The organism is Streptomyces sp. NPDC021224 (assembly GCF_044332905.1).
Taxonomy (GTDB): Bacteria; Actinomycetota; Actinomycetes; order Streptomycetales; family Streptomycetaceae; genus Actinacidiphila.
Genome location: NZ_JBIRPW010000016.1, coordinates 171,319 through 191,992, shown reverse-complemented (window position 1 = coordinate 191,992; position 20,674 = coordinate 171,319). Strand labels below are relative to the sequence as shown.

At 73.4% G+C, this 20,674-nt stretch carries 17 protein-coding genes; 11 read left to right on the top strand and 6 right to left on the bottom strand.

Features of this window, described 5'->3' with window-relative positions; genetic code table 11:
• The coding region (locus tag ACH4PY_RS30300) for an NPCBM/NEW2 domain-containing protein (protein ID WP_398189963.1) at window positions 1–2,289 on the top strand (2,289 nt) is incomplete at its 5' end.
• Between the two features lie 28 nt (window positions 2,290–2,317).
• Window positions 2,318–5,062 (top strand): glycoside hydrolase family 97 catalytic domain-containing protein, encoded by a 2,745-nt coding sequence (locus ACH4PY_RS30295; protein WP_398189959.1) that lies wholly within the window; start codon window positions 2,318–2,320, stop codon window positions 5,060–5,062.
• 86 nt (window positions 5,063–5,148) lie between these two features.
• Here the strand turns inward: ACH4PY_RS30295 and ACH4PY_RS30290 are convergent, their stop codons facing one another.
• Window positions 5,149–5,826: a macro domain-containing protein gene (locus tag ACH4PY_RS30290; protein WP_398189955.1), complete on the bottom strand. Its 678-nt coding sequence runs from the start codon at window positions 5,824–5,826 to the stop codon at window positions 5,149–5,151.
• A 317-nt stretch (window positions 5,827–6,143) separates the two neighbouring features.
• Here ACH4PY_RS30290 and ACH4PY_RS30285 point away from each other — a divergent pair, with 317 nt between their 5' ends.
• Window positions 6,144–7,763, top strand: coding sequence for an ADP-ribosyltransferase domain-containing protein (locus tag ACH4PY_RS30285; RefSeq protein WP_398189952.1), 1,620 nt, complete (start codon window positions 6,144–6,146; stop codon window positions 7,761–7,763).
• Between the two features lie 39 nt (window positions 7,764–7,802).
• On the opposite strand, the gene ACH4PY_RS30280 is transcribed toward ACH4PY_RS30285, so the two are convergent.
• On the bottom strand, window positions 7,803–8,894 hold the full coding sequence (locus ACH4PY_RS30280; RefSeq protein WP_398189948.1) for a pectinesterase family protein: 1,092 nt from the start codon (window positions 8,892–8,894) through the stop codon (window positions 7,803–7,805).
• Window positions 8,895–9,290: 396 nt separating this feature from the next.
• On the opposite strand from ACH4PY_RS30280, the gene ACH4PY_RS30275 reads away from it, so the two are divergent.
• Window positions 9,291–10,124, top strand: a complete 834-nt coding sequence (locus ACH4PY_RS30275) for a pectate lyase (protein WP_398189945.1) — start codon at window positions 9,291–9,293, stop codon at window positions 10,122–10,124.
• Window positions 10,125–10,188: 64 nt separating this feature from the next.
• Here ACH4PY_RS30275 and ACH4PY_RS30270 read toward each other — a convergent pair whose 3' ends face one another.
• On the bottom strand, window positions 10,189–10,821 hold the full coding sequence (locus tag ACH4PY_RS30270) for a helix-turn-helix domain-containing protein (protein ID WP_398189942.1): 633 nt from the start codon (window positions 10,819–10,821) through the stop codon (window positions 10,189–10,191).
• Window positions 10,822–10,924: 103 nt separating this feature from the next.
• On the opposite strand from ACH4PY_RS30270, the gene ACH4PY_RS30265 reads away from it, so the two are divergent.
• Complete coding sequence (locus ACH4PY_RS30265) at window positions 10,925–12,175, top strand: MFS transporter (RefSeq protein ID WP_398189939.1); 1,251 nt, start codon at window positions 10,925–10,927, stop codon at window positions 12,173–12,175.
• A 135-nt stretch (window positions 12,176–12,310) separates the two neighbouring features.
• Complete coding sequence (locus ACH4PY_RS30260) at window positions 12,311–13,138, top strand: glycoside hydrolase domain-containing protein (RefSeq protein WP_398189936.1); 828 nt, start codon at window positions 12,311–12,313, stop codon at window positions 13,136–13,138.
• Here the strand turns inward: ACH4PY_RS30260 and ACH4PY_RS30255 are convergent.
• The gene (locus ACH4PY_RS30255; RefSeq protein WP_398189933.1) at window positions 13,108–13,980 is read right to left on the bottom strand and encodes a helix-turn-helix domain-containing protein; all 873 of its coding nucleotides are present in this window, start codon (window positions 13,978–13,980) and stop codon (window positions 13,108–13,110) included. The two genes, ACH4PY_RS30260 and ACH4PY_RS30255, sit on opposite strands and share 31 nt — an antisense overlap.
• A 49-nt stretch (window positions 13,981–14,029) precedes the next feature.
• On the opposite strand from ACH4PY_RS30255, the gene ACH4PY_RS30250 reads away from it, so the two are divergent.
• The gene (locus ACH4PY_RS30250) at window positions 14,030–14,479 is read left to right on the top strand and encodes a DUF2000 family protein (RefSeq protein WP_398189930.1); all 450 of its coding nucleotides are present in this window, start codon (window positions 14,030–14,032) and stop codon (window positions 14,477–14,479) included.
• 14 nt (window positions 14,480–14,493) lie between these two features.
• Here ACH4PY_RS30250 and ACH4PY_RS30245 read toward each other — a convergent pair whose 3' ends face one another.
• Both ACH4PY_RS30245 and ACH4PY_RS30240 read right to left on the bottom strand, forming a co-directional pair.
• The gene (locus ACH4PY_RS30245; protein WP_398189927.1) at window positions 14,494–15,225 is read right to left on the bottom strand and encodes a VC0807 family protein; all 732 of its coding nucleotides are present in this window, start codon (window positions 15,223–15,225) and stop codon (window positions 14,494–14,496) included.
• Window positions 15,222–15,878 (bottom strand): TetR/AcrR family transcriptional regulator, encoded by a 657-nt coding sequence (locus ACH4PY_RS30240; RefSeq protein ID WP_398189924.1) that lies wholly within the window; start codon window positions 15,876–15,878, stop codon window positions 15,222–15,224. Before ACH4PY_RS30240 ends, ACH4PY_RS30245 begins: the two co-directional genes overlap by 4 nt.
• Window positions 15,879–16,107: 229 nt before the next feature.
• On the opposite strand from ACH4PY_RS30240, the gene ACH4PY_RS30235 reads away from it, so the two are divergent.
• From ACH4PY_RS30235 to ACH4PY_RS30220, 4 genes are all read left to right on the top strand, one after another.
• Complete coding sequence (locus tag ACH4PY_RS30235) at window positions 16,108–17,076, top strand: STM4015 family protein (protein ID WP_398189921.1); 969 nt, start codon at window positions 16,108–16,110, stop codon at window positions 17,074–17,076.
• Between the two features lie 37 nt (window positions 17,077–17,113).
• Entirely contained in the window at window positions 17,114–18,367 is a 1,254-nt protein-coding gene (locus ACH4PY_RS30230) for an STM4014 family protein (protein WP_398189918.1), read from the top strand.
• 94 nt (window positions 18,368–18,461) lie between these two features.
• Window positions 18,462–19,277 (top strand): STM4013/SEN3800 family hydrolase, encoded by an 816-nt coding sequence (locus tag ACH4PY_RS30225; RefSeq protein ID WP_398189985.1) that lies wholly within the window; start codon window positions 18,462–18,464, stop codon window positions 19,275–19,277.
• Window positions 19,274–20,668 carry an STM4012 family radical SAM protein gene (locus ACH4PY_RS30220; protein WP_398189915.1) on the top strand — a complete coding sequence of 465 codons (1,395 nt, stop codon included), beginning with the start codon at window positions 19,274–19,276 and terminating at the stop codon, window positions 20,666–20,668. Before ACH4PY_RS30225 ends, ACH4PY_RS30220 begins: the two co-directional genes overlap by 4 nt.
• Window positions 20,669–20,674 lie beyond the last annotated feature (6 nt).

Below are 20,674 nucleotides of genomic sequence, written 5' to 3'. Positions count from 1 at the left end.
CTGATCTCCTGGCTCGACTGCGCCAAACAGCACGGACTGCCCATCACCTACCTCGGCGGCTGGAACGAACGCGGCCACGACGCCAACTGGTACGTGGAGCTGCGAGCGGCCCTGGACAAGGCCGGTTACTCCGGTGTCCAGCTCGTCGCCGACGACAGCGGCTGGAGCGTCGCGGACGACATGGCCAAGGACAAGGCGTTCAACGACGCCGTGTCCGTCATCGGCACCCACTACTCCTGCGAGGGCGGTGACGGCGGCAACGCCCACACCTGCTCCAGCACCACCGCGGCCCGCAACAGCGGCAAGCCGCTGTGGGACAGCGAGAACGGCTCGCAGGACATGAACACCGGGGCACCCGCGCTCATCCGGGCCATCACCCGCGGCTACACCGACGCGAAGATGGTGAACTTCTTCAACTGGCCGCTCATCGCCTCCGTCTACCAGAACCTGCCCTACAACACCGTGGGCCTGGCCACCGCGAACTCCCCCTGGTCGGGCAGCTACTCGATCGGCGAGAACACCTGGGCCACCGCCCAGGTCACCCAGTTCGCCCAGCCCGGCTGGCAGTTCGTCGACTCCGCCTCCGGCTACCTCGGCGGCGCCGAGACCAACGGCAGCTACATCACCCTCAAGTCCCCCAACGGCAAGGACTGGTCCACCGTCCTGGAGACCACCACCGCGACCGAGGACCAGACGGTGAACCTCTCCGTCAAGGGAGGCCTGTCCGGCGGCACGGTCCACGTGTGGGCCACCGACGTCAACAGCCCCTCCCCCGCGACGGACTTCGTCCACGCCCAGGACGTCACCCCGTCCGGCGGCTCCTACGCGATGACGCTGAAGCCCGGCTGGATCTACACCGTCACCACCACGACCGGCCAGGGCAAGGGCACCGCCACCTCCCCCGCCGTGCACCCGCTGGCGCTGCCGTACTCCGACAGCTTCGACCGTGACAAGGCCGGCACCGAGGCGCGCTACCTGTCCGACATGCAGGGCTCCTTCGAGGTGCAGAAGTGCGCCGCCGGGCGGCACGGGATGTGCCTGCAGCAGATGGCGGCCACCAAGCCCATCGAGTGGCAGGACGACTCCGACGCCTTCACCCTGGTCGGCGACCCGACCTGGACCGACTACTCCTTCACCTCCGACGTGGAGCTGGCGAAGCCCGGCACGGTCGAGCTGATCGGGCGGGCGGGCACCCAGAACCGGCCGCAGTCGCACCAGCAGGGCTACTACTTCCAGATCAGCGACACCGGCGCGTGGACGCTCCTGCGCAGCGACGCCGACGGCCACCGCACGGTCCTGAGCCGCTCGGCGACGGCCCCGCTCGGCACCGGCACATGGCACCGGCTGGGCCTGTCCTTCAGCGGCTCCACCATCACCGCCTCCGTCGACGGCCACGACATCGGCACCGTCCACGACAGCACCTACGCCGCAGGCCAGGGCGGTCTCGGCCTCACCTCGTACGTCACCGACCAGTTCGACAACGTTGCCTTCACGAACCTGCGCGCGCAGTCCCCTTCGGCCGCGCTCACGGTGACCCCGTCCAGCGCGTCCGTGCAGCGCGGCAAGACCGTGACCGTCACCACCACCGTCTCCGTCCCGAAGCACGGCAAACCGGCCGAGGGCGTCAACCTCACGCTGGCCGCGCCCGGTTTCGACTACGACGCCCAGCCGCAGGTCTTCGGCGAGGTCCGGCCGGGCCAGAGCCTCTCGGCGGTCTGGCAGCTGACCGCCCCCACCGACAAGGCGTCCAGGGCCACCCTGTCGGCCACCGCGACCTTCGCGCAGTCGGGCGTCGCCCAGTGGCTGCGCCAGGACACCGAGGTGAGCGTCACCAACCCGCCGCCGCCCTCGGGCGTGAACGCCGTCAGCGACCTGGACTTCGTCTCCGCCACCAACGGCTGGGGCCCGGTCGAGCGCGACCTGTCGGTCGGCGGCACCAACTCCGGTGACGGCGGCCCGCTCACCATCGCCGGCACCGTCTACCCCAAGGGTCTCGGCACCAACGCGGTCAGCGACGTCTCGATCTACCTCGGCGGCAACTGCACGTCGTTCGAGTCCACCGTCGGCAACGACGCCGACGCGGGCGGCAACGGCTCCATGACGTTCAGCGTCCTGGGCGACGGAAAGACGCTGGCCGCGAGCCCGACCGTCCGGGGCGACGACCCGGCCCGGAAGATCACCGCCGACGTCACCGGCGTGCAGATGCTCGACCTCGTCGTCGGCGACGCCGGCGACGGCAACGCCTACGACCACGGTGACTGGGCCATGCCCACGCTCACCTGCAACTGACGCGTATCCGACGTTCGATGGGACACTGATGCACTTCAGGCACTTCAGGCACTTCAGGCACAGCAGCCACAGCAGAACCCGCAGAGCCGTGACCGCCCTCGCCCTCGCCGCCCTGACCGGCAGCGGGCTGGTGGCGGTGGCCGCGGCCCCGGCAGGCGCCGGACAGCAGGACACCCGCACCACCACGATCACCGGACCCGCCCACTCCGGCCTGACCGCCCAGGTGACCGTCGACGGCACGGGTGAACCGACCCTCGCCGTCGAGCGGAACGGCGCGCCCGTGCTCCTCCCGGGCCGGCTCGGGATCCGCACCGACACCCACGACCTCACCACCGGGCTGCGCCTGGTGGACCGGCACGACCGCACCGTGCACGAGTCGTACCGCATGACGGCCGGGAAGCAGGCGGTGCGCTCGGCCACCATGCGCGAGTCGACCCTCACCTTCCGCGGCGCCGGCGGCGCGGAGCTGGGCGTGGTGGTCCGCGTCTCCGACGACGGTGTCGCCTACCGCTACCTGGTCGGCGGCAAGGGCCAGGTGACGGTCACCCAGGAGGCCTCGACCTTCGAGCTCCCGGTGGACGCCAAGGCCTGGGTCCAGCCGTACAACCCCAGCTACGAGACCGAGCGGACGCAGACCACCGCGGGCGCCGCCAACACCGCGCAGCCCGCGACCTGCGACGGCGACACGTGCTCCTTCGGCTACCCGACCCTGTTCCGGACGGGCGGCAGCTACGTGCTGCTCACCGAGGCCGACGTGGACGGCCGGTACTCCGGCAGCCACCTCGACCACCAGGCCGGGAGCGGCGCCTACCGGGTGGCATTGGCCGACGGCGAGCCGGTCACCGCGGCCGGGCCGCTCGCGACCCCGTGGCGCACCGCGATCGTCGGCAGCCTGGACACACTGATCGGCTCCACGCTGGTGGACGACCTCGCGCCGCCGTCGCAGATCGCCGACACCTCCTGGATCCGCCCCGGCGTGGACGACTGGTCCTGGCTGAGCGACGGCTCCAGTCCCGCGGACTTCCAGCGGCAGAAGGACTTCGTCGACTACGCGGCCGCGCACGGCCTGGAGTACACCCTCGTGGACGCGGGCTGGCAGGAGAGCTGGGTCCCCGAACTCGTCCGCTACGCACGGGCCAAGGGGGTGGACGTGCTGCTGTGGTTCGACTGGAACGCGCTGCGCACGCAGGCACAGCGCGACGCCTGGCTGCCGAAGGTCAAGGCCTGGGGCGTCGCGGGCGTCAAGGTCGACTACATGTACTCCGACGCGCAGTCGACCTTCCAGTGGTACGACGACATCCTGCGCGACACCGCCCGGCTGAAGCTCATGATCGACTTCCACGGGGCGACGATCCCGCGCGGGCTGCAGCGCACCTGGCCGCAGGTGATGAGCGTCGAGGCGGTGCGCGGCGAGGAGAACGGGCAGAACACCACCCGCGACATCTTCCTGGCCTTCACCCGCAACGTCGTCGGCTCGATGGACTACACCCCGACCTGGTTCTCCCGTCCCGGCCGGAAGGACACCCTGGCGCGCGAGCTGGCGCTCCCGGTGGTCTTCGAGTCGGGCTGGACGAGCCTGGGCGACAAGCCCGAGGGCTTCGCCGCCCAGCCGGTGGCCGAGAAGTACCTCGAGCAGCTGCCCACCGCCTGGGACGAGACCCGGCTGGTCTCCGGCTCGCCCGACGTGCAGGCGGCCGGTGACCGGCAGGTCGTCATCGCCCGGCGCAGCGACGACCGCTGGTTCGTCGGCGGCATCCTGGCCGGACAGGCGGACACCATGAAGGCGCCGCTGGGCTTCCTGGGCAAGGGAAGCTGGCTGCTGGAGACCGTCGGCGACAAGGACGGGCAGTTGCAGCGCACCGTGCGGACGGTGACCGCGCGCGACACCCTCACCGTGGACGCGGCCGCCGACGGCGGTTTCGCCGCGCTCGCCTGCCCGGCCACCCGGGGCCGTACCGACTGCGACGAGCCGGTCGTCACCGCTCCCGCCACCACGCTGACCGTCGACCCGTCGGCGGCGACCGCCGAGGCCGGGAGCAGCGTGCGGATCGACGCGAGCTTCATCTCACCACAGGCGGGCCTGCGCCAGGTGCGCCTGACGCTGGACCGCGCCCGGCTCCCGCAGGGCTGGACGGTCTCCGGACACGACGTCACACGCGGCAGCCTGCACGCCGGCCAGGCACTCGACGCCAGCTGGCAGGTGACGCTCGGCAAGGACCAGCCGGGCGGCGCGGTGGACGTCCCCGTGTGGGCCGAGTACGCCAACCCCGCCGGCAGGCAGGCCCCGCCGGTGCACGTCGAGCAGATCGTGCACGTCAGCATCCCGCTGCACGGTACGGCCTACGCCAGTGACCAGCCCTTCCTCTCCGCGACCAACGGCTGGGGGCCGGTCGAGCGCGACCTGTCCAACGGCGAGACCGGCTCCGGGGACGGCAACCCGCTCACCGTCGGCGGCACCGTCTTCGCCAAGGGCCTGGGCGTGAACGCCCCCTCCCGGGTGGACATCGACATCCAGGCCCGCTGCACCCGCTTCGAGGCGCAGGTCGGCGTGGACGACGAGACGGGCGGTAAGGGCAGTGTGACCTTCACCGTCCTCGGTGACGGCAGGCAGCTGGCCGCCACGGACGTCCTGCGCGGCGGACAGGACGCGGTCGGCCTGACCGCCGACACGACGGGCGTCCACACCCTGACCCTGGTGGTCGCGGACGGCGGCGACGGCACCGCCTTCGACCACGCGGACTGGGGCACGGCACAGCTCACCTGCGCGGACTGACCGGCAGCGTCCCCCCGCGGGCCGCCCTCCCACCACCCCCGAGGTGGGCGGGACGGCGGCCCGCGGCACGCCGGGCGGACCCGGCGTCAGCGGCGGGCGGACCGCGCCTGCGGCGGCGATATCCGCACCCGCTGGGTCTCCGGAACGCTCTCGATGTCGTCGAGTTGCGCGACGACCGTGCGGCGCAGGTCGTCGTAGTCCTCGAACGAGTAGTCCTGGAAGAGGGTGTAGCCGGTCCACATCAGGTTCGCGCACACCCGCGCGGGCACGCGGCCCGTCCGGGCCCCCATCCCGACCAGCGCGACGGACCCGATGCTGCCGGGTGCCACGCTGTTCTGCCGGTGGACGGCCTGGAAGGCGGCGGCGCAGGCGAGCGCGACGTTGAGCGTCTCGCTCACGTTCTGCGCGGACTCCTCCATCGTCGGGGCGGAGATCAGGTACTTCGGGCGCACCGCGCCAGACGGCACGCACACCGCGCTGCCGACCGGCAGCCGGCCGCCCGCCTCGTCGCGGATCGCGCGCTGCACGCGCAGCTGGATCCCCGCTCCCAGATGGCGCTTGACGACCGCGTCCACCCCGCCGTCCATGCGGCCCCGGGAGTTCGTGGGACTGACCCACGCGTCCACGTCCTGGTCGAGGATCGAGGCCTTGCGGATCTCGATCTCGGGCGTGTCCGCGAAGGCCGCCCGCCACGACTCCACCACCGTCGCGTTCACATCGGCCAGCACCACGCGGAGCGGCTGCTGCACACGGTTCGCGGTCATGGGTCCCCCTACGGTCGAGATCTTTCCTCTTGTCGATCACGACGCTACCCCCACCCACTGACAACGCCCCGCCCCGGGGCGTCCACCCGCTGACAGCCCGTCATGCGCCGGCCGGCCGCCCGACGGGTCCGGGTGAGCGGGTGTCAGACCCTGCCGGTATGAGTAGAGGTGCCGCAGCCGGCCGGACGACGGCCGCGCGGGCCGGACACCGTACGGCCCCGCTCCATCGGTCCATCGGCAGTGCAGTCCATCGGCACTTCAGTACATCGGTTCATCAGTGCGACGGTTCAACCTCTCGACATTCCGGAGACTCCGCCATGAGCGACGCCCCCACCACCCCCGCCACGCCCGGCCCGGACGACCCGCTGGCTCTCACCGAGCTCTTCGCGGGCGGCGGCGAGCCGTGGCTGCCGCTGCTCAAACCGGTCATCGAGGCGCAGCCCGGCGCGGCGGAGTTCATCGGCCCGCAGCGCCGCCCGGAGGTCGTCCCGGTCCGCGAGCTGACCTTCCAGGCGCTCAAGCCGCACGCACCGCACAAGTGGAAGGTCGTCGTCTTCGGCCAGAATCCGTACCCGAGGCCGGAGAGCGCCACCGGCATCGCGATGTTCGACAACACCTTCCACGACTGGAAGGACAGCCAGTTCGGACGGGTCGTCAGCATCCGCTGCATCATCAAGGCGGCGGCGATGTGGAAGTACGGGATACCGAAGAAGACCCCGATCGCGGACATCCGCAAGCTGCTCGCGGAGCAGGAGACCGTCCAGCCGCCGGAGTGGTTCCAGGCGATGCTCACCCAGGGTGTGCTGCTGCTGAACGCGGCGCTGACGGCGCACAGCGACGGCTCCTCGGGACCGGACCGGCACACCGCTTTCTGGCGGCCGGTCGCCGAGCGGATCGTCGAGGAGATCCTGAAGGCCAAGCAGGACGCCCCCGAGGAGGACCGCGGGGTGGTCTTCGCCTGGTGGGGCGCGCACGCGCGCAGTCTCAAGCAGGTCGTGGTGCGGCTGCAGAAGAAGTATCCCGGTGTCGAGGTGCGGCACATCGACCACTGCAACCCGGCGGCGCAGGGCGACATCTTCTGCGACGGCGAGCACTTCGCCGTCGTCAACGACGCCCTCGCCTCGCTCGGGGCCGACCCGGTCGACTGGCTGCCCAGCACGGGGTGGAACGCCGCGGCGGCCGAAGCGGGCGGCGCGCAGGGCGACGTGGCGGAGCGGATGGGCGCGTTCATCACGTCCACCATGGAGCTGCACCAGCTCTACCTGGAACGCCTGGCGAGCGTGAAGGACGAGGGCCTCGTCCTCCCCGCCGTCACCGGTGTCCTGGACACGCCGCTGATGGACTTCCGGGACGCGGTCGGCCCGGTCGTCGAGCTGCTGCCCGGTCTGGACGGGCACGTGAGCCGTTCGCACGAGTTCGGCAAGCGGCGGGCGGACGAGCTGTCCGGCGTCCTGTCGCCGGAGGCCATCGCCGCGCTGTACCTGTACACGTGCGAGTCCGCGTTCTACCGCGAGATCAACGCCGTGCTGCGGTCGCCCGACCGCGCCCGGGTCGTTCCGTACCTGCCCTACCTGCGGCTGCTGTTCTCGGCGGTCTCCGGGCTCCCGGCCCGGACCGAACCGCTGTGGCGGGGCGTGCCGCTCGACCTGCGGGCGCAGTATCCGCTCGGCCGGACGATCACCTGGTGGGGCGTCTCGTCCTGCACGCCGAACGTGGGGGTGGCCCGCGCCTTCCTCGGCAGCCGCGGCAAGCGCACCCTGTTCACCGTCAACCCGCTGCGTGCGACGGGCATCCAGAACTTCTCGGCCTTCACCGGCGAGGAGGAGTTCATCCTGCTGCCGGGCACCCAGCTGAAGGTGACGGACGTCCGGGCCGAGCGCGGCGGGCTGTGCACGGTGACCCTGACCGAACTGGAGGACCAGCCCCTGGTGTCCTGACCCCTCCCGCCTCCGTGTCCGGGCCGCCGGAAACGCCCCTCAGCGCCCCGCGGCCCGCCACGGCGCCCAGCCGTCGTCGCCCGCGAGGTATGCCTCGCGGGTCGCGGCCGCGGCCTGCGCCGCGGTGAGCTGCGGCCGCTCCGCCGGGTCGGTGACGGCCGCGCCCGGCCCGCGGTTGGCGTACTCAGCGAAGCGCATGCTCTGCCACGGGAAGGCGGCCGACATGTCGGCGTACGGCCGGGCCGCGTCGAGGCCCGCGCCGAGCACGCTGTCGCGCACCGTCAGCATCGGCACCGCGGTGGTGTCGGAACTCGGCACCCACGGCCGGGCGAGCTTGTACGCGCCGTCCGGGGCGCCGCTGCTGATCCGGCAGCGCGTGGCAAGGAAGCCGTGCGGGTCGGCGGCCGTGGTGCTGGGCGCGAAGACGAAGCCGTACGGCGGGGCGGCCAGGTCCGCGCGGTCCAGGGTGCGGAAGTGGCAGCGGTCGTAGACGGCGGTGGCCCGGCCGAAGACGAAGTCCACGTCGCCCTCGGCGTAGCAGTCCCGGAAGTACTGCCGGGCGAGGACGTCCTGCGCGAGGGTGTCGGCGTACAGCGTGTCCTGGTGGCCGAGGAAGCGGCAGCGGTGGAAGGCCGAGCGGTCGCCCTGCACCTTGAGCGCGACGGCCTGGGTGCCGGTGACGCCGGGGTGGTCGGCGCGCAGCCAGTCGTTGGCGAAGGTGATGCCGCGGGCGGTGAAGTCCGCGGCCTGGACGGTCACGGTGGCCGACCCCGAGGTGCCGTACGTGCCGCCGCCCGGTCTGGGCGTGCCGTTGGCTATGTCGTGGACGATGACGGTGTCGCGCGGGTCGCCCGTCGCGCCGAGCAGCGTCAGCCCGGCCGCGGCGGCGGTGACCAGGACCGTCTCACGGTAGGTGCCGGGGCCGAGCACGACGACGGCGCCCGCGCCGGGCACGGCGTCCACCGCGGCCTGGACGGTCCTGAAGTCGCCCCGCCCGTCCGGGGAGACCCGCAGCACACCGCGGGTGTGCCGCCCGTCGCGGGCGCGGGCCGCGGGTGCCCGGGTGCCCGCGAGTCCGAGGGCGGCGGCGGTTGTTCCGGCGGCGAGCAGGGATCGGCGGGTGAGCGTCACGGGCCACTCCTCGGGGGCTTGCGAACGGGCCTGCCTCGTCCTGGCGTTCCGCAGTATGAACAGAATCCATGTCCACGCACAACCCGTCGGGCAGACAGTAAGCCTTTACTGCCGCTTCCCACCACACTCCTGACACCCCGCCACCCCCACGGTCGATGCGCTTCACCACCGGTCGCCGCCGACCCGCTCGCGCGCCTCCACCGCACCGGATCCGCCGTCCTGAAGGCTCGCCGCGGCGGGATCCACGCACGAGCCGATCCTTACGCGAGGTGTTGCCTGCCTGCCGGAGGTGTCCTACGGTGCTTGGCACCGCAGCGCTTCGACGGAGTGTGACCCCACTTGGACAGCAAGCGCTTGCCGATCATGAGGTTCATCCCCCCACAAAGGAAGAGCACCATGCCCCCACGCACCGCGTTACCCCGACCGCCCCACCGCCGCCCGCGCCCTCGGAGCCGCCGGTTCGCCGCCGTCCTCGGCTCGGTCACCGCGATCGGCACCGCCGTGGTGGCCACCGGGGCCTTTCCGCCGTCGGCCTCGGCGGCGACCTGGCCCACGCCCACCAGCAACCACGGCACCAGCTCCACCATCTCGGTCTCCGGCACCAAGGACTACGGCTACGCCCGCTACTACGGCACCGGCGACCTCGGCACGAGCGACCAGTCCGAGGACCAGGGCCCGATCTTCGACCTGGCCCCCGGGGCGACCCTGAAGAACGTCGTCATCGGCTCGCCCGCGGCCGACGGTGCGCACTGCGAGGGCAGTTGCACCCTGCAGAACGTGTGGTGGGAGGACGTCGGCGAGGACGCCGCCACCTTCCGCGGCTCCTCGTCCTCCAACGTCTACACCGTCACCGGCGGCGGCGCGATGCACGCCTCCGACAAGGTCCTGCAGTTCAACGGCGCGGGCAAACTCGTCGTCAGCAACTTCGCCGTGCAGGACTTCGGCAAGCTCGTACGCTCGTGCGGCAACTGCTCGACGCAGTACCAGCGGACCATCGAGCTGAACGGCATCGAGGCCACGTACAAGGGCAGCGCCCTCGCCGGCATCAACACCAACTACGGCGACACCGTCTCCCTGCGCAACATCACGATCGTCGGGGACAGCAGCCACAAGATCGTCCCCTGCCAGAAGTACATCGGCAACAACACCGGGGCCGAGCCGCCGAAGAACGGCTCCGACGCCGACGGCCACTACTGCAACTACAAGGCGTCGGACATCACCTACCGGTAGATCCCCCGCCCGGCCGTCCGCCGCGGGGCACACCGCCCCGCGGCGGACGGCCGTACGAGCAGGGTCAGCCCGCGGCGGGCGGCGCGGGGGCGCGGGGCGCCCAGAACGCCAGCAGGAGCTCCACCGGGACCGCCTCCCCGTCCTCGCCCTCCGGGCCGTTGAACTCCTCGACCAGCGCGGCCAGCCGGGCGCGGAAGTCCGCGGCGCGGTCGGGGGACAGACGGGTGTCGAGGGCGACGACCACCGGAGCGAGCGGGTCGGGCGAGCCGTCGGGGGCGGGGTCGCGCCGGAAGCGGCCGGTGGTGACGTCCCGGACGAGCCGGTCGCGGACGCCGTCCAGCGCGGCCGCGAAGGCGTCGGCGACCTCGCCCGCGCTGCCGGGCGCAGCCAGCAGCTCGCGGCCCAGCCGCAGGGCGAACTGCGCGACCTGGTACTGGCTCTCCTGGATGCCGGAGACCAGCCGGGTCCGCGCCACCCGGATCAGTCCGGCCGCCTCCAGCACCTTGATGTGCCGGTAGAGCCGGGTGACCGGCTGGTCCAGCATGCCCGCGAGGTCCTTGACCCGGTAGGCGGCGTGCACGTCGGTCGTCATCGCGCGCAGGATCGCCAGCCGCAGCGGGTCGGACAGCGCCTTGAGCGTCTCCACGTCGGCGACTTCCCGGACGGTCCGCGCGCCGCCCTCCGCTTCCTCGGCCATCGTCGTCCGGTTCCTTCCCGTCGTCCGCGCGCCGGTGCCGGGTCCGGCGTGCCCGCTCCATTCAACACTGGTCAAGCGTTCACGCGATGCCTACCATTCACGCATGAGTGAATGTCTGGCGGAACGTGAAGAGCGGCCACCCGCCGCGGTGCCGCTGCGGCGCAACCGCCGCTTCCAGGCGCTGTGGCTCGGGGCCGCCGCCGCCAACCTCGGCCAGGAGACCGTCGAGGTCGCCGCTCCGCTGCTGGTCCTCGGCCTGACCGGATCCCCGGCGCTGGCGGGCCTGTTCGGCTTCGCCGAGGTCGGCACCGCGATCCTGGCGGGGCTGCCCGCCGGTGTCGCGGTCGACCGGCTCGACCGGCGGCGCGTCCTGCTGGTCGCCGAAGTGGTACGGGTGCTGGCCCTCGTCCTCGTCGCCGGCTGCCTGGCCGCGGGCGTGGCCGGAGTCGGCCTGCTCCTGGGCGCCGCGGTCGTCCTGGGCGCTTCGACGGCGTTCGGCGCGCCCGCCCGCATGCTGCTGCTCCGCGCGGTGGTGCCGGACCACCAGCTCACCGCCGCGCTCAGCCGGGACGAGGCGCGCGGCGGGGCCGCCGCCCTGGCCGGACCGCCACTGGGCGGCGCGCTCTTCCTGGCCTCACGCGCCCTCCCCTTCGCGGCCGCGGCCGTCGGCTTCGCGGTCTCCTTCTGCTGCGCCCTGGCGGTACGCCCCCCGGCGGCGAAGGCCCCGGCCGTGCGGGGCCCGGGGCCCCGGCCGGCCGCCGAGGCGCTCGCCGGGCTGCGCGAACTCGTCGCCGACCGACTGCTGCGCGCGGCCCTCGCCGTCATCTGCTGCTTCTACTTCAGCGTGACCGCGGCCGTCCTGGTGGTCGTGGTGGCGCTGCGGCACCAGCACCACTCCCCCGGCGCGATCGGCCTGGCCCTCACCGGCACCGCCGTCGGCATGCTCGCGGGCGCGGCCCTCGTGCCCCGGCTCGACCGCCGGCTCGGCCCCGGTGCGGTGCTGCTGACCGCGTCCGCCCTGACCACGGCGGGCGTGGGCCTGCTGGCGCTGCCGTTCGGCCCGGTGTGGGTCTTCGCGATACTGGCGCTGGCCGGACTCGGGCTGCCCGCGTTGCGGGTCCTCGTCGACATCCTGGTCTTCCGGCGCATCCCGGACCACCGGCGCGGCCGCACGATGGCGGCGACGATGACCCTCATCGGCGCCGGCGCCCCCCTCGGCTCCCTCACCGCCGGTCTCGCCCTCCAACTGCTCGGCGTGACCGGCGCCCTGGCCCTGATCGCAGCCGCCCAGGCCGCCGTCACGACCGCCGGACTGCGCAGCCGGCACGTCATGTCGTCCCACTGGCCGCGATGACCTCCCGGACTGCGGTGGTGCCCACTCGCACCCCTGTGCGGACGGGGTCCTTGGTGCCTCTACGATCAGCTCGTCCCGGCGTGGCCGGGTGGAATCGTGGGGCGGCCGGAAGGTCGCCGGAGAACGAGGGTGGGCTTGCCAAGGCACCGGTTGTCGAAAAAGGGGCGGTACATCGCGTGGGGGACGGCCGCGGCCGTCGTCGCGGCGGGGGGTGTGGTCATGGCGCAGTCGTCGATGGCGGCGACCACGTGGCCCGCGCAGAAGACCTTCACCGGGCGCGCGTTCGACACGTGCACCGCGCCGTCGCAGACGGCGATGAAGGCGTGGAAGGCGGACGGCTACTACGGCGGCGCGGCCGTCTATGTGGGCGGGCGGAACCGGGGCTGCGCGCAGCCCAATCTGACCGCTTCCTGGGTGAAGGCGGCCAACTCGTCGGGCTGGAAGATCATCCCGATCTACGTCGGGGCCCAGCCGCCGTGCCAGACGGGGACGAAGTCGGAGAAGCTCACCGCCGCCACCGCGACGTCGCTCGGGGCGAGTGACGGCAAGGACGCGGTCGCGAAGGCGGCGGCGCTGGGGATGAAGGCCGGGTCGGCGATCTACCTGGACATGGAGTCGTACGACGTCACCAACACGTCGTGCAACAACGCCGTGCTGGCGTACGTGCGGTCGTTCAGCAAGACGCTGCGCGGCAAGACCTACCGCGCCGGTTACTACGGCTTCTCGACGTCCAGCGCCAAGGCCGTCGCCACGGCGGCGGACCGGACGGACCTGCCGGGCAACCTGTGGTACGCGCTGTGGGACGCCAAGGCGACGACCACGACGGACTGGCCCTGGAACGCGAAGCTCTACACCGGTCACAGCCGGGCGCACCAGTACCAGGCCAACAGCAAGGAGACCCGCAAGGGTTACACGCTGACCGTGGACCGCGACTACTGGGACGGCCCGGTGGCCATCGTCTGAGAGCGGACGGGCGGTGCGGCGGGCCGTCGGCGGGGATTCCCGCCGGCGGCCCGCACGCGTGCGGCGTAGCGGCCGGGAGCGGTGCCCAGCACGCGGGTGAAGTGGCGGCCGAAGTGGGCCTGGTCGTAGAAGCCGACGGCGGTCGCCACCTCGGCGGGCGGCAGGCCGTCCAGCAGCATCCGGCGGGAGAGGTCGACCCGGCGGGACGTCACGTACTGGTGCGGGGCGATGCCGAAGGCGGCGCTGAAGGCGCGCACCAGGTGCGTGGGGTGGGCGTGCAGGCGCCGGGCGGCCTCGTCCAGGGTGACGCCGTCGCGCAGGTGCGCGTCGAGGAGGTCGCGCAGCCGGTGGGCGACGCCGGTGTCCGGGCGGCCCGCGGGCACGAGCCGGGGGCGCAGGTGGGTACGCAGCCGCTCGCCGACGAGGGCGAGGCGGCTCTCGGCCTCCAGCTCGTCGCCGGGGCGGGCGAGTGCCTGGTGCAGCTGTCCGATGCGGGTGCGCAGCAGCGGGTCGGCGAGGTCCGGGGTGTCGACGGCCGGGCCGACGAACCGCTCGTCGAGCTGCGTCATGTCGAGGTAGAGGACGCGTTTGCGGAAGCCGTGCGGCGTGGCGGGCGAGCCGTTGTGCGGGACCAGCGGCGGCAGCAGGCTGACCGTGCCGACGGGGGTGCCGTGCTCGCTGCGGTCCAGGTCGTAGCGGACGGCGCCGTCGTCGACGATCAGCAGCGTCCAGGCGTCGTGCACGTGCATCGGGTAGGCGTGGTCGGTGAAGCGGGCGTGCAGGACCTCCACGACTCCCGCCACCGGCGGGCGCCACGCGGAGGTCTCGTGCGCCTGTGCCATGCAAAGAACGTACAAGACCGCCGTCGCGTCGGACCGCGAGGCTGGGGGCATGGAAACCGTGAACGACACCGGGGCCGGCCTGCCGCCCGTACGCTTCGACACCAAGATCGCCGTTCTGCTGCGCGACGACCTCCGGTCCTGGCAGCGGCTCAATGTGACCGCCTTCCTGGTCAGCGGGCTGGGCAGCGTCGCGCCGGAGGTGGTCGGGGAGCCGTACGAGGACGCCGACGGCACCGCCTACCTGCCGATGTTCCGCCAGCCGGTGCTGGTCTTCGAGGGCGGCAAGGAGACGCTGACCGCCGCCCACGGCCGGGCGCTGTCCCGCGGCCTGCCGGTGGCCGTCTTCACGTCGGACCTATTCACGACGGGCAACGACCGGGACAACCGGGCGGCGGTGCGGGCGGTGCGCCGCGAGCAGCTCGACCTGGTCGGGCTGGCGGTCCACGGCCCCCGCAACGCGGTGGACAAGATCCTCAAGGGCGCCCGCATGCACCCCTGACGTCCCGGGGGGGGTCAGAGCTTGAGCCCGTTGCGGGTGATGTACCAGTTGTGGAAGCCGATCATCGCGCCGAGCAGCGCGAGCCACAGCACGGTGCTGACCAGCGGGAAGGCGTCCACCGGGATCGCGTAGGCCAGGACGATGCGCAGCGCCGAGTCCAGCAGGAACCCGGCACCCCACACCGCGGTGAGCAGCCGCAGCTGGTGGCGGAAGACGGGCTCGGCGTCCCACCGGGCCTCCCAGGCGGCGAACCCGGCCTCGCCGGTCTTGGCGACGACGATGCCGCGGGAGGCGGTCATCATGAACGGCCGCCGGAACAGGAGCGTGGCGAGCACCCAGAGGCCGAGGGTCGCGGTGAGCCAGCTGTCCCGGACCATCAGCACGCGCGGGCTGCCGGTCACCAGGGTGAGCAGGGTGCCGGCCACGACCAGGGTGAGGGTGAACACCGCCACGGCCTCGATCCGGCGGTGCCGCACGATCCCGTAGCCGATCCACGGCAGCACGAGCAGGCCGCCGACGGCCATCGCGAGGTACTGTCCGGCGCCCGCGCCGCGCAGCCCGTAGTACGCGCCGAGCGGCAGGACGAGTTCGAGGAGGAGCTGCGCGGCGAGCCGGCGGCGCAGTGCCGCGGTCCTGTCGCGCGCGGGCCGCGCGGTGGCGTCCTCCGTGCCCTGCGGCGGTGTGCGGTGCGCCGTACCCATGTGTGCCCCTGTGCCCGTGTGTGCTTCCGTGTCCGCTGCGGTCATGACGTCCTCCTGGTGGCGCGGTCGAAGAGGTCGGCGAGTTCGCGGCCCGCGGCCCGTACGTCGAGCCCGGGGTCGTGGGCGGCGCGCCGCACGATGTCGTCGATGGCGGCGCGGATCGCCCGCACCGTCACCCACGGGTCGAAGTCGCAGAACTCCCCCGCCCGCTGGCCGTTCCTGAGCTGTTCCGCCTGCGCCGCGAGACCTGCTTCGGCCGCGCCGAGGAAGGCGGCCATGCCCGGCTCGTCGCCGCGCAGATTGGTGAGGACGCCGGTGATCGCGGCCATGGGGCGGGGGTGGTCGGCGACGAGGTCGAGGTTGCTCTCGACATAGGCGCGCAGCCGGGCCGCGTAGCCCTCGTGGGCGGTGACACGGGGGCGGACGTAGCCGTCCGCGAGGCGCATGACCTCGGCGACGACCTCGCGCATCAGGTCGTCGCGCCCGTCGAAGTGGTAGCTGATCATCCCCGTGCTGCTGAGCCCGGCGCGCTCGGCGATCTTCGCGAACGAGGCCCGGTGGTAGCCCGATTCGGCGATGACGTCGATGGCGGCGGCGACGATCTGGGCGCGGCGGCCGGTCTCGGTGAACGACGGCTTGGCCTTGCGTCCCGCCCCCCGGCCGGATGCTTGCTTGCCCGTGCTGTCTTTTGCTTGCATGAGCAAGACGGTACGCGCGTTTGCTCGCCCGAGCAAGAAGCCGGGCAGGAGGCCGGGAACTGGAGGAGGGATCCCGGCGGACGGGCGGGCGGGAGGCGGTGCGGACGGGCCCCCGGCGGGCGTTGTCGGACCCTCTTGGTACAACGTGATCACACATCGGCTCCGGACGGCCTGGCGCAGCGCCCCGCCGTCCGGGGACACCTCGACGCGGCGTGAACGGGACAGGGACATGAGCGGGTTGGTGCACGACCACCTGAAGGAGTACGGCGGACTGCCGGTCGTCGACTGGCCGTCACCGGCTGACCGGCGCCGCCCGGACGCCGCCGCGGGAGAGGCCGCGTGGCGGATCGCCGCGGACACCTACGACAGCGAGGAGACCTGGCCCGAGGCCTTCGCCCGCTTCGCCGCCGCCGTCGACCTCAGCCAGGTCAGGGCGCTGGTCGTGGGCGCGTGGCCGGAGGCGTACGAGGAGGGGCCGGGGCCGGTCGTCGAGGCGCTGCTCGCCGCACGCGAACAACTGCCCGCGCTGCGCTCGCTCTTCATCGGGGACATGACCTTCGAGGAGTGCGAGATCTCCTGGATCGTCCAGGCCGATCTCACCCCGCTGCTCACCGGCTTCCCCGAGCTGGAGCGGTTCGGCGTCCGGGGCGGCAACAGCCTGGAATTCCCCGCCGTCCGGCACGAGAACCTGCGCGAACTCGTCGTGCAGAGCGGCGGGCTGGGCGCGGACGTGGTGCGCGGAATCGCCGCGAGCGACTTCCCGGCGCTCACCGACCTCGACCTGTGGCTCGGCACCTCGGACTACGGCGGCGACGCCACGGTGGCCGACCTCGAACCCTTCCTGACCGGCACCCGGCTGCCCGCCCTGCGGCGGCTGGCGCTGCGCAACAGCGACATGCAGGACGCGGTGGCCGCGGCCTTCGCCACCGCCCCGGTCGTGGCGCGGCTCGACGAGGTCGACCTGTCCATGGGCGTGCTGACGGACAAGGGCGCCGCCGCGCTGCTCGCCGGGCAGCCGCTGACGCACCTGAAGTCGCTGGATCTGCACCACAACTACATCGGCGAGGACGTCGCCCGGCAGCTGCGCGAGACGCTGGAGCCCGCGGGCGTCCGGCTCGACCTCGGCAGCGCGAACGCCGAGTCGTACACCGAGGGCGACACGGGCACCGTCTGGCGCTACGTCGCCGTCGGCGAGTAGCGGCGCGCGGGCCGTCGGAAGGGACAGGGGGCAGGAGGTGGCCGGGGAGGAAGCGGTGCCGGGCGGCGGGCGGGGCCCGCGGCTGGCGGTGGTCGGCAATCCGGACAACCGCCGGGTGCAGCTGTTCGCCGGGGCGGCGGTGGCCGCCGGGTTCGCCGCGCCCCGGGTCGTGCCGTGGCTGGACGTGCTGCGCGAGGGCGGGGCCGGCTTCGCGCCGGACGAGGTCGTGCGGCTGGACTCGCCGGGCGAGCACCCGGAGGTCGACCGGCTGCTGCGCGGGGTGGACGACCCGACCCGGGTGGAGGGCGGCGCGCGCTGGTACGCCGCCTTCACCGCGGCGGTGCGGACACTGCGCGGCGGCGTACGGCTCGACGACCCGGGCGAGCTGGCCGTCCTCTTCGACAAGCGGGCCTGCCACCGCCTGCTGGCACGGGCCGGGGTTCCCGTGCCGGAATCGCCGACGAGCGGCGGCGACACCCCCGTGCGCGGGTGGGACGACCTGCGGACGCTCCTGCGCGAGCACCGCATGCCGCGAGCCTTTGTGAAACCGGCGCACGGCTCGTCGGCCTCGGGCGTGCTCGCGCTGGAGACCGCGCCCGGCGGCCGGGTGCGGGCGACGACGTCCGTGGAGGCGGTGGACGGGCGGCTGTTCAACTCGCTGCGGGTGCGCCGTGTCACCGCCGAGCGCGAGGCCGCCGCACTGGTCGACGCGCTCGCGCCGGAAGGGCTGCACGTCGAACGCTGGCTGCCGAAGGCGACGGTGGACGGCCGCGCCGCCGACGTACGGGTGCTGGTCGTGGCGGGCAGGGCCACCCACGCGGTGCTGCGCACCAGCCGCTGGCCGATGACCAATCTGCACCTCGGCGGTGCCCGCGGCGACCTCGCGGCCGCCGTGGCAGCGGCCGGTCCGGTCTGGGAGGAGGGCCTGCGCGTCTGCGAACGCGCGGCGGCCTGCTTCCCCGGCACGCTCGCGGTCGGCGTCGATCTGCTGCCCGCGGCGGACTGGCGGCGCTTCGCCGTCGCCGAGGTCAACGCCTTCGGCGACCTGCTGCCACGGCTGACGGGTCTGCCGGGCACCTTCGCGGAGGGCCTGGACACCTACCGGGCCCAACTCGCCGCGCTGCCCGCCTATGTGGCGGCCCGGACGGGCGGCCCCGCGGGTCCGGCGGCGGCGGGACCGGCGGCACGTGCAGGACGCGCGACGCCCACCGACCCCGCAACACCCGCACCACCCGCACCACCGGCAAGACCCGCGACACCTGCGAGGGAGCAGCACCGTGCATCGACCTGACCCGGAATCCGGGGGCGGGCCGCCGCACCCCGCCCCCGACGCGCACCAGGCACCGGCCGCGACGCCCGCCCCGGGCGCGTACGCGAATCCCGACATGAACGAGGTCGTCGGCCGCGACGACCTGCTGCTGGTCACCCTCGACACGCTGCGCCACGACGTCGCCGCCGAACTCGCCGCGGAGGGGCGGCTGCCGAACCTCGCGCCGCACCTGCCCGGCGGCGCCTGGGAGCGGCGGCACGCGCCCGGCAGCTTCACCTACGCCTCCCACCAGGCGATGTTCGCCGGTTTCCTGCCCACCCCGGCGGCGCCGGGACCGCATCCGCGGCTGTTCGCCGCCCGTTTCGAGGGCAGCGAGTCCACCGCGGACGGCACCTGGGTCTTCGACGCGCCCGACCTGGTCGGCGGACTGGCTGCGGCGGGTTACCACACCGTGTGCATCGGCGGTGTCGGCTTCTTCAACCGGCGCGGCGCGCTCGGCGGCGTCCTGCCCGGTCTCTTCGCGGAGAGCCACTGGGAGCCGGAGTTCGGCGTCGCCTCGCCCACCTCGTTCGAGGCACAGGTGTGGCGGGCCGAGGAGGTGGTGGCCGCGCTGCCCGCCGGGCGCCGGCTCTTCCTCTTCGTCAACGTCTCGGCGCTGCACCAGCCCAACTGGTTCCACCTGCCCGGCGCGACGAAGGACGCCGGTGACACGCGCGCGACGCACCGGGCCGCCCTCATGTACGTCGACCGGCACATCGGACGGCTCTTCGCCGCCGCCCGCTCCCGCCGCCGCTGCTTCGCCATCGTCTGCTCCGACCACGGCACCGCCTACGGCGACGACGGCTGGAGCGGCCACCGCATCGGCCACCCGTCGGTGTGGACCGTGCCCTACGCCCACTTCTTCCTGGAGCACCGGGAGCCCGCAGCATGACCACCGCCCCGCCCCGTGTCCCGGCCCCCGTGCCGTCCGCCGCGACAGCCGCCGCCGTGCGCCCGTACCAGGACTACGTCTACGCCTACCCGCACAAGACCGCCTACCGGGCGCTCCCCGGCCGCCCGGCGCTGCGCGACCTGTGGCGGGACGAGCCCAAGGACGCCCTCGCGCTCTACCTGCACATCCCCTTCTGCGAGGTGCGGTGCGGATTCTGCAACCTGTTCACCCGCGTCGGCGCCCCCGGCGACCTCACCACCCGCTATCTCGACGCGCTGGAGCGGCAGGCCGACGCGGTCCGCGCCGCGCTCGACGACGGCGGAGCCGCCGGTGCGGTGCGCTTCGCCGCGGCGGCCTTCGGCGGCGGCACCCCGACCTTCCTGGAGGCCGCCGAGCTGGAGCGGCTGTGCGACATCGCCGAGCACCGCATGGGCGCCCCGCTCGGCGAAGTGCCGCTGTCCGTCGAGGCGTCGCCCTCGACCGCGACCGCCGACCGGCTCGCCGTGCTGGCCGCGCGCGGCGCCACCCGGATCAGCCTCGGGGTGCAGAGCTTCGCCGACGACGAGGCGCGCGCCGCCGTCCGCCCGCAGCGCCGGGCCGACGTCGAGGCTGCTCTGGGCCGGATACGCGACACCGGCGTGCCGGTGCTCAACATCGACCTCATCTACGGCATCGGCGGCCAGACCCCGGCGAGCTGGCGTTCCTCCCTGGACGCCGCGCTCGCCTGGCGCCCGGAGGAGCTGTATCTCTACCCGCTGTACGTACGCCCCGCCACCGGCCTGCACGGACGCACCGACACCGGCGACCCGGCGTGGGACGCGCAGCGGCTGGACCTCTACCGGCGCGGCCGCGACCACCTGCTGGAGCGCGGCTACCGGCAGGAGTCGATGCGGATGTTCCGGCGCGCCGACGCGCCCGCGCCGCAGGGTCCCGTCGATCACGCGTGCCAGACCGACGGCATGGTCGGCCTGGGCTGCGGCGCCCGCTCGTACACCGCGGGCCTGCACTACTCCTTCGACTACGCGGTGGGCATGCCGCAGATACGCGGCATCGTCGACGACTACACGGCGACGACGACCGCGGACTTCGGGCACGCCGAGCACGGGCGCGCGATCGACGCGGACGAGGCACGCCGCCGCCATCTGCTCCAGTCGCTGCTCCAGGCCGAGGGGCTTGAGGTGGCCGGCTACCGCGCCCGCTTCGGCAGCACCCCGCAGCAGGACTTCCCCGCCGAACTCGCCGCCTTCGCCGCCCGCGGCTGGCTCGACGCGGGCGCGCCGCCCGCCCTGCTGCGGCTGAGCCCCGAGGGCCTCGCGCACTCCGACGCGGCCGGTCCTGCCCTCTTCTCGCCCCGGGTGCGCGCCGCCATGGCCGCCCACGAGGTCCGGTGAGCGCGG

Coding starts and splice junctions, on each gene's coding strand:
- ACH4PY_RS30225 (WP_398189985.1), top strand. CDS start 18,462: ATGAACGAGGTCGTCGGCCGCGACGACCTGCTGCTGGTCACCCTCGAC.
- ACH4PY_RS30295 (WP_398189959.1), top strand. CDS start 2,318: ATGCACTTCAGGCACTTCAGGCACTTCAGGCACAGCAGCCACAGCAGA.
- ACH4PY_RS30265 (WP_398189939.1), top strand. CDS start 10,925: ATGAGTGAATGTCTGGCGGAACGTGAAGAGCGGCCACCCGCCGCGGTG.
- ACH4PY_RS30285 (WP_398189952.1), top strand. CDS start 6,144: ATGAGCGACGCCCCCACCACCCCCGCCACGCCCGGCCCGGACGACCCG.
- ACH4PY_RS30240 (WP_398189924.1), bottom strand. CDS start 15,878: ATGCAAGCAAAAGACAGCACGGGCAAGCAAGCATCCGGCCGGGGGGCG.
- ACH4PY_RS30220 (WP_398189915.1), top strand. CDS start 19,274: ATGACCACCGCCCCGCCCCGTGTCCCGGCCCCCGTGCCGTCCGCCGCG.
- ACH4PY_RS30250 (WP_398189930.1), top strand. CDS start 14,030: ATGGAAACCGTGAACGACACCGGGGCCGGCCTGCCGCCCGTACGCTTC.
- ACH4PY_RS30255 (WP_398189933.1), bottom strand. CDS start 13,980: ATGGCACAGGCGCACGAGACCTCCGCGTGGCGCCCGCCGGTGGCGGGA.
- ACH4PY_RS30235 (WP_398189921.1), top strand. CDS start 16,108: ATGAGCGGGTTGGTGCACGACCACCTGAAGGAGTACGGCGGACTGCCG.
- ACH4PY_RS30290 (WP_398189955.1), bottom strand. CDS start 5,826: ATGACCGCGAACCGTGTGCAGCAGCCGCTCCGCGTGGTGCTGGCCGAT.
- ACH4PY_RS30270 (WP_398189942.1), bottom strand. CDS start 10,821: ATGGCCGAGGAAGCGGAGGGCGGCGCGCGGACCGTCCGGGAAGTCGCC.
- ACH4PY_RS30245 (WP_398189927.1), bottom strand. CDS start 15,225: ATGACCGCAGCGGACACGGAAGCACACACGGGCACAGGGGCACACATG.
- ACH4PY_RS30275 (WP_398189945.1), top strand. CDS start 9,291: ATGCCCCCACGCACCGCGTTACCCCGACCGCCCCACCGCCGCCCGCGC.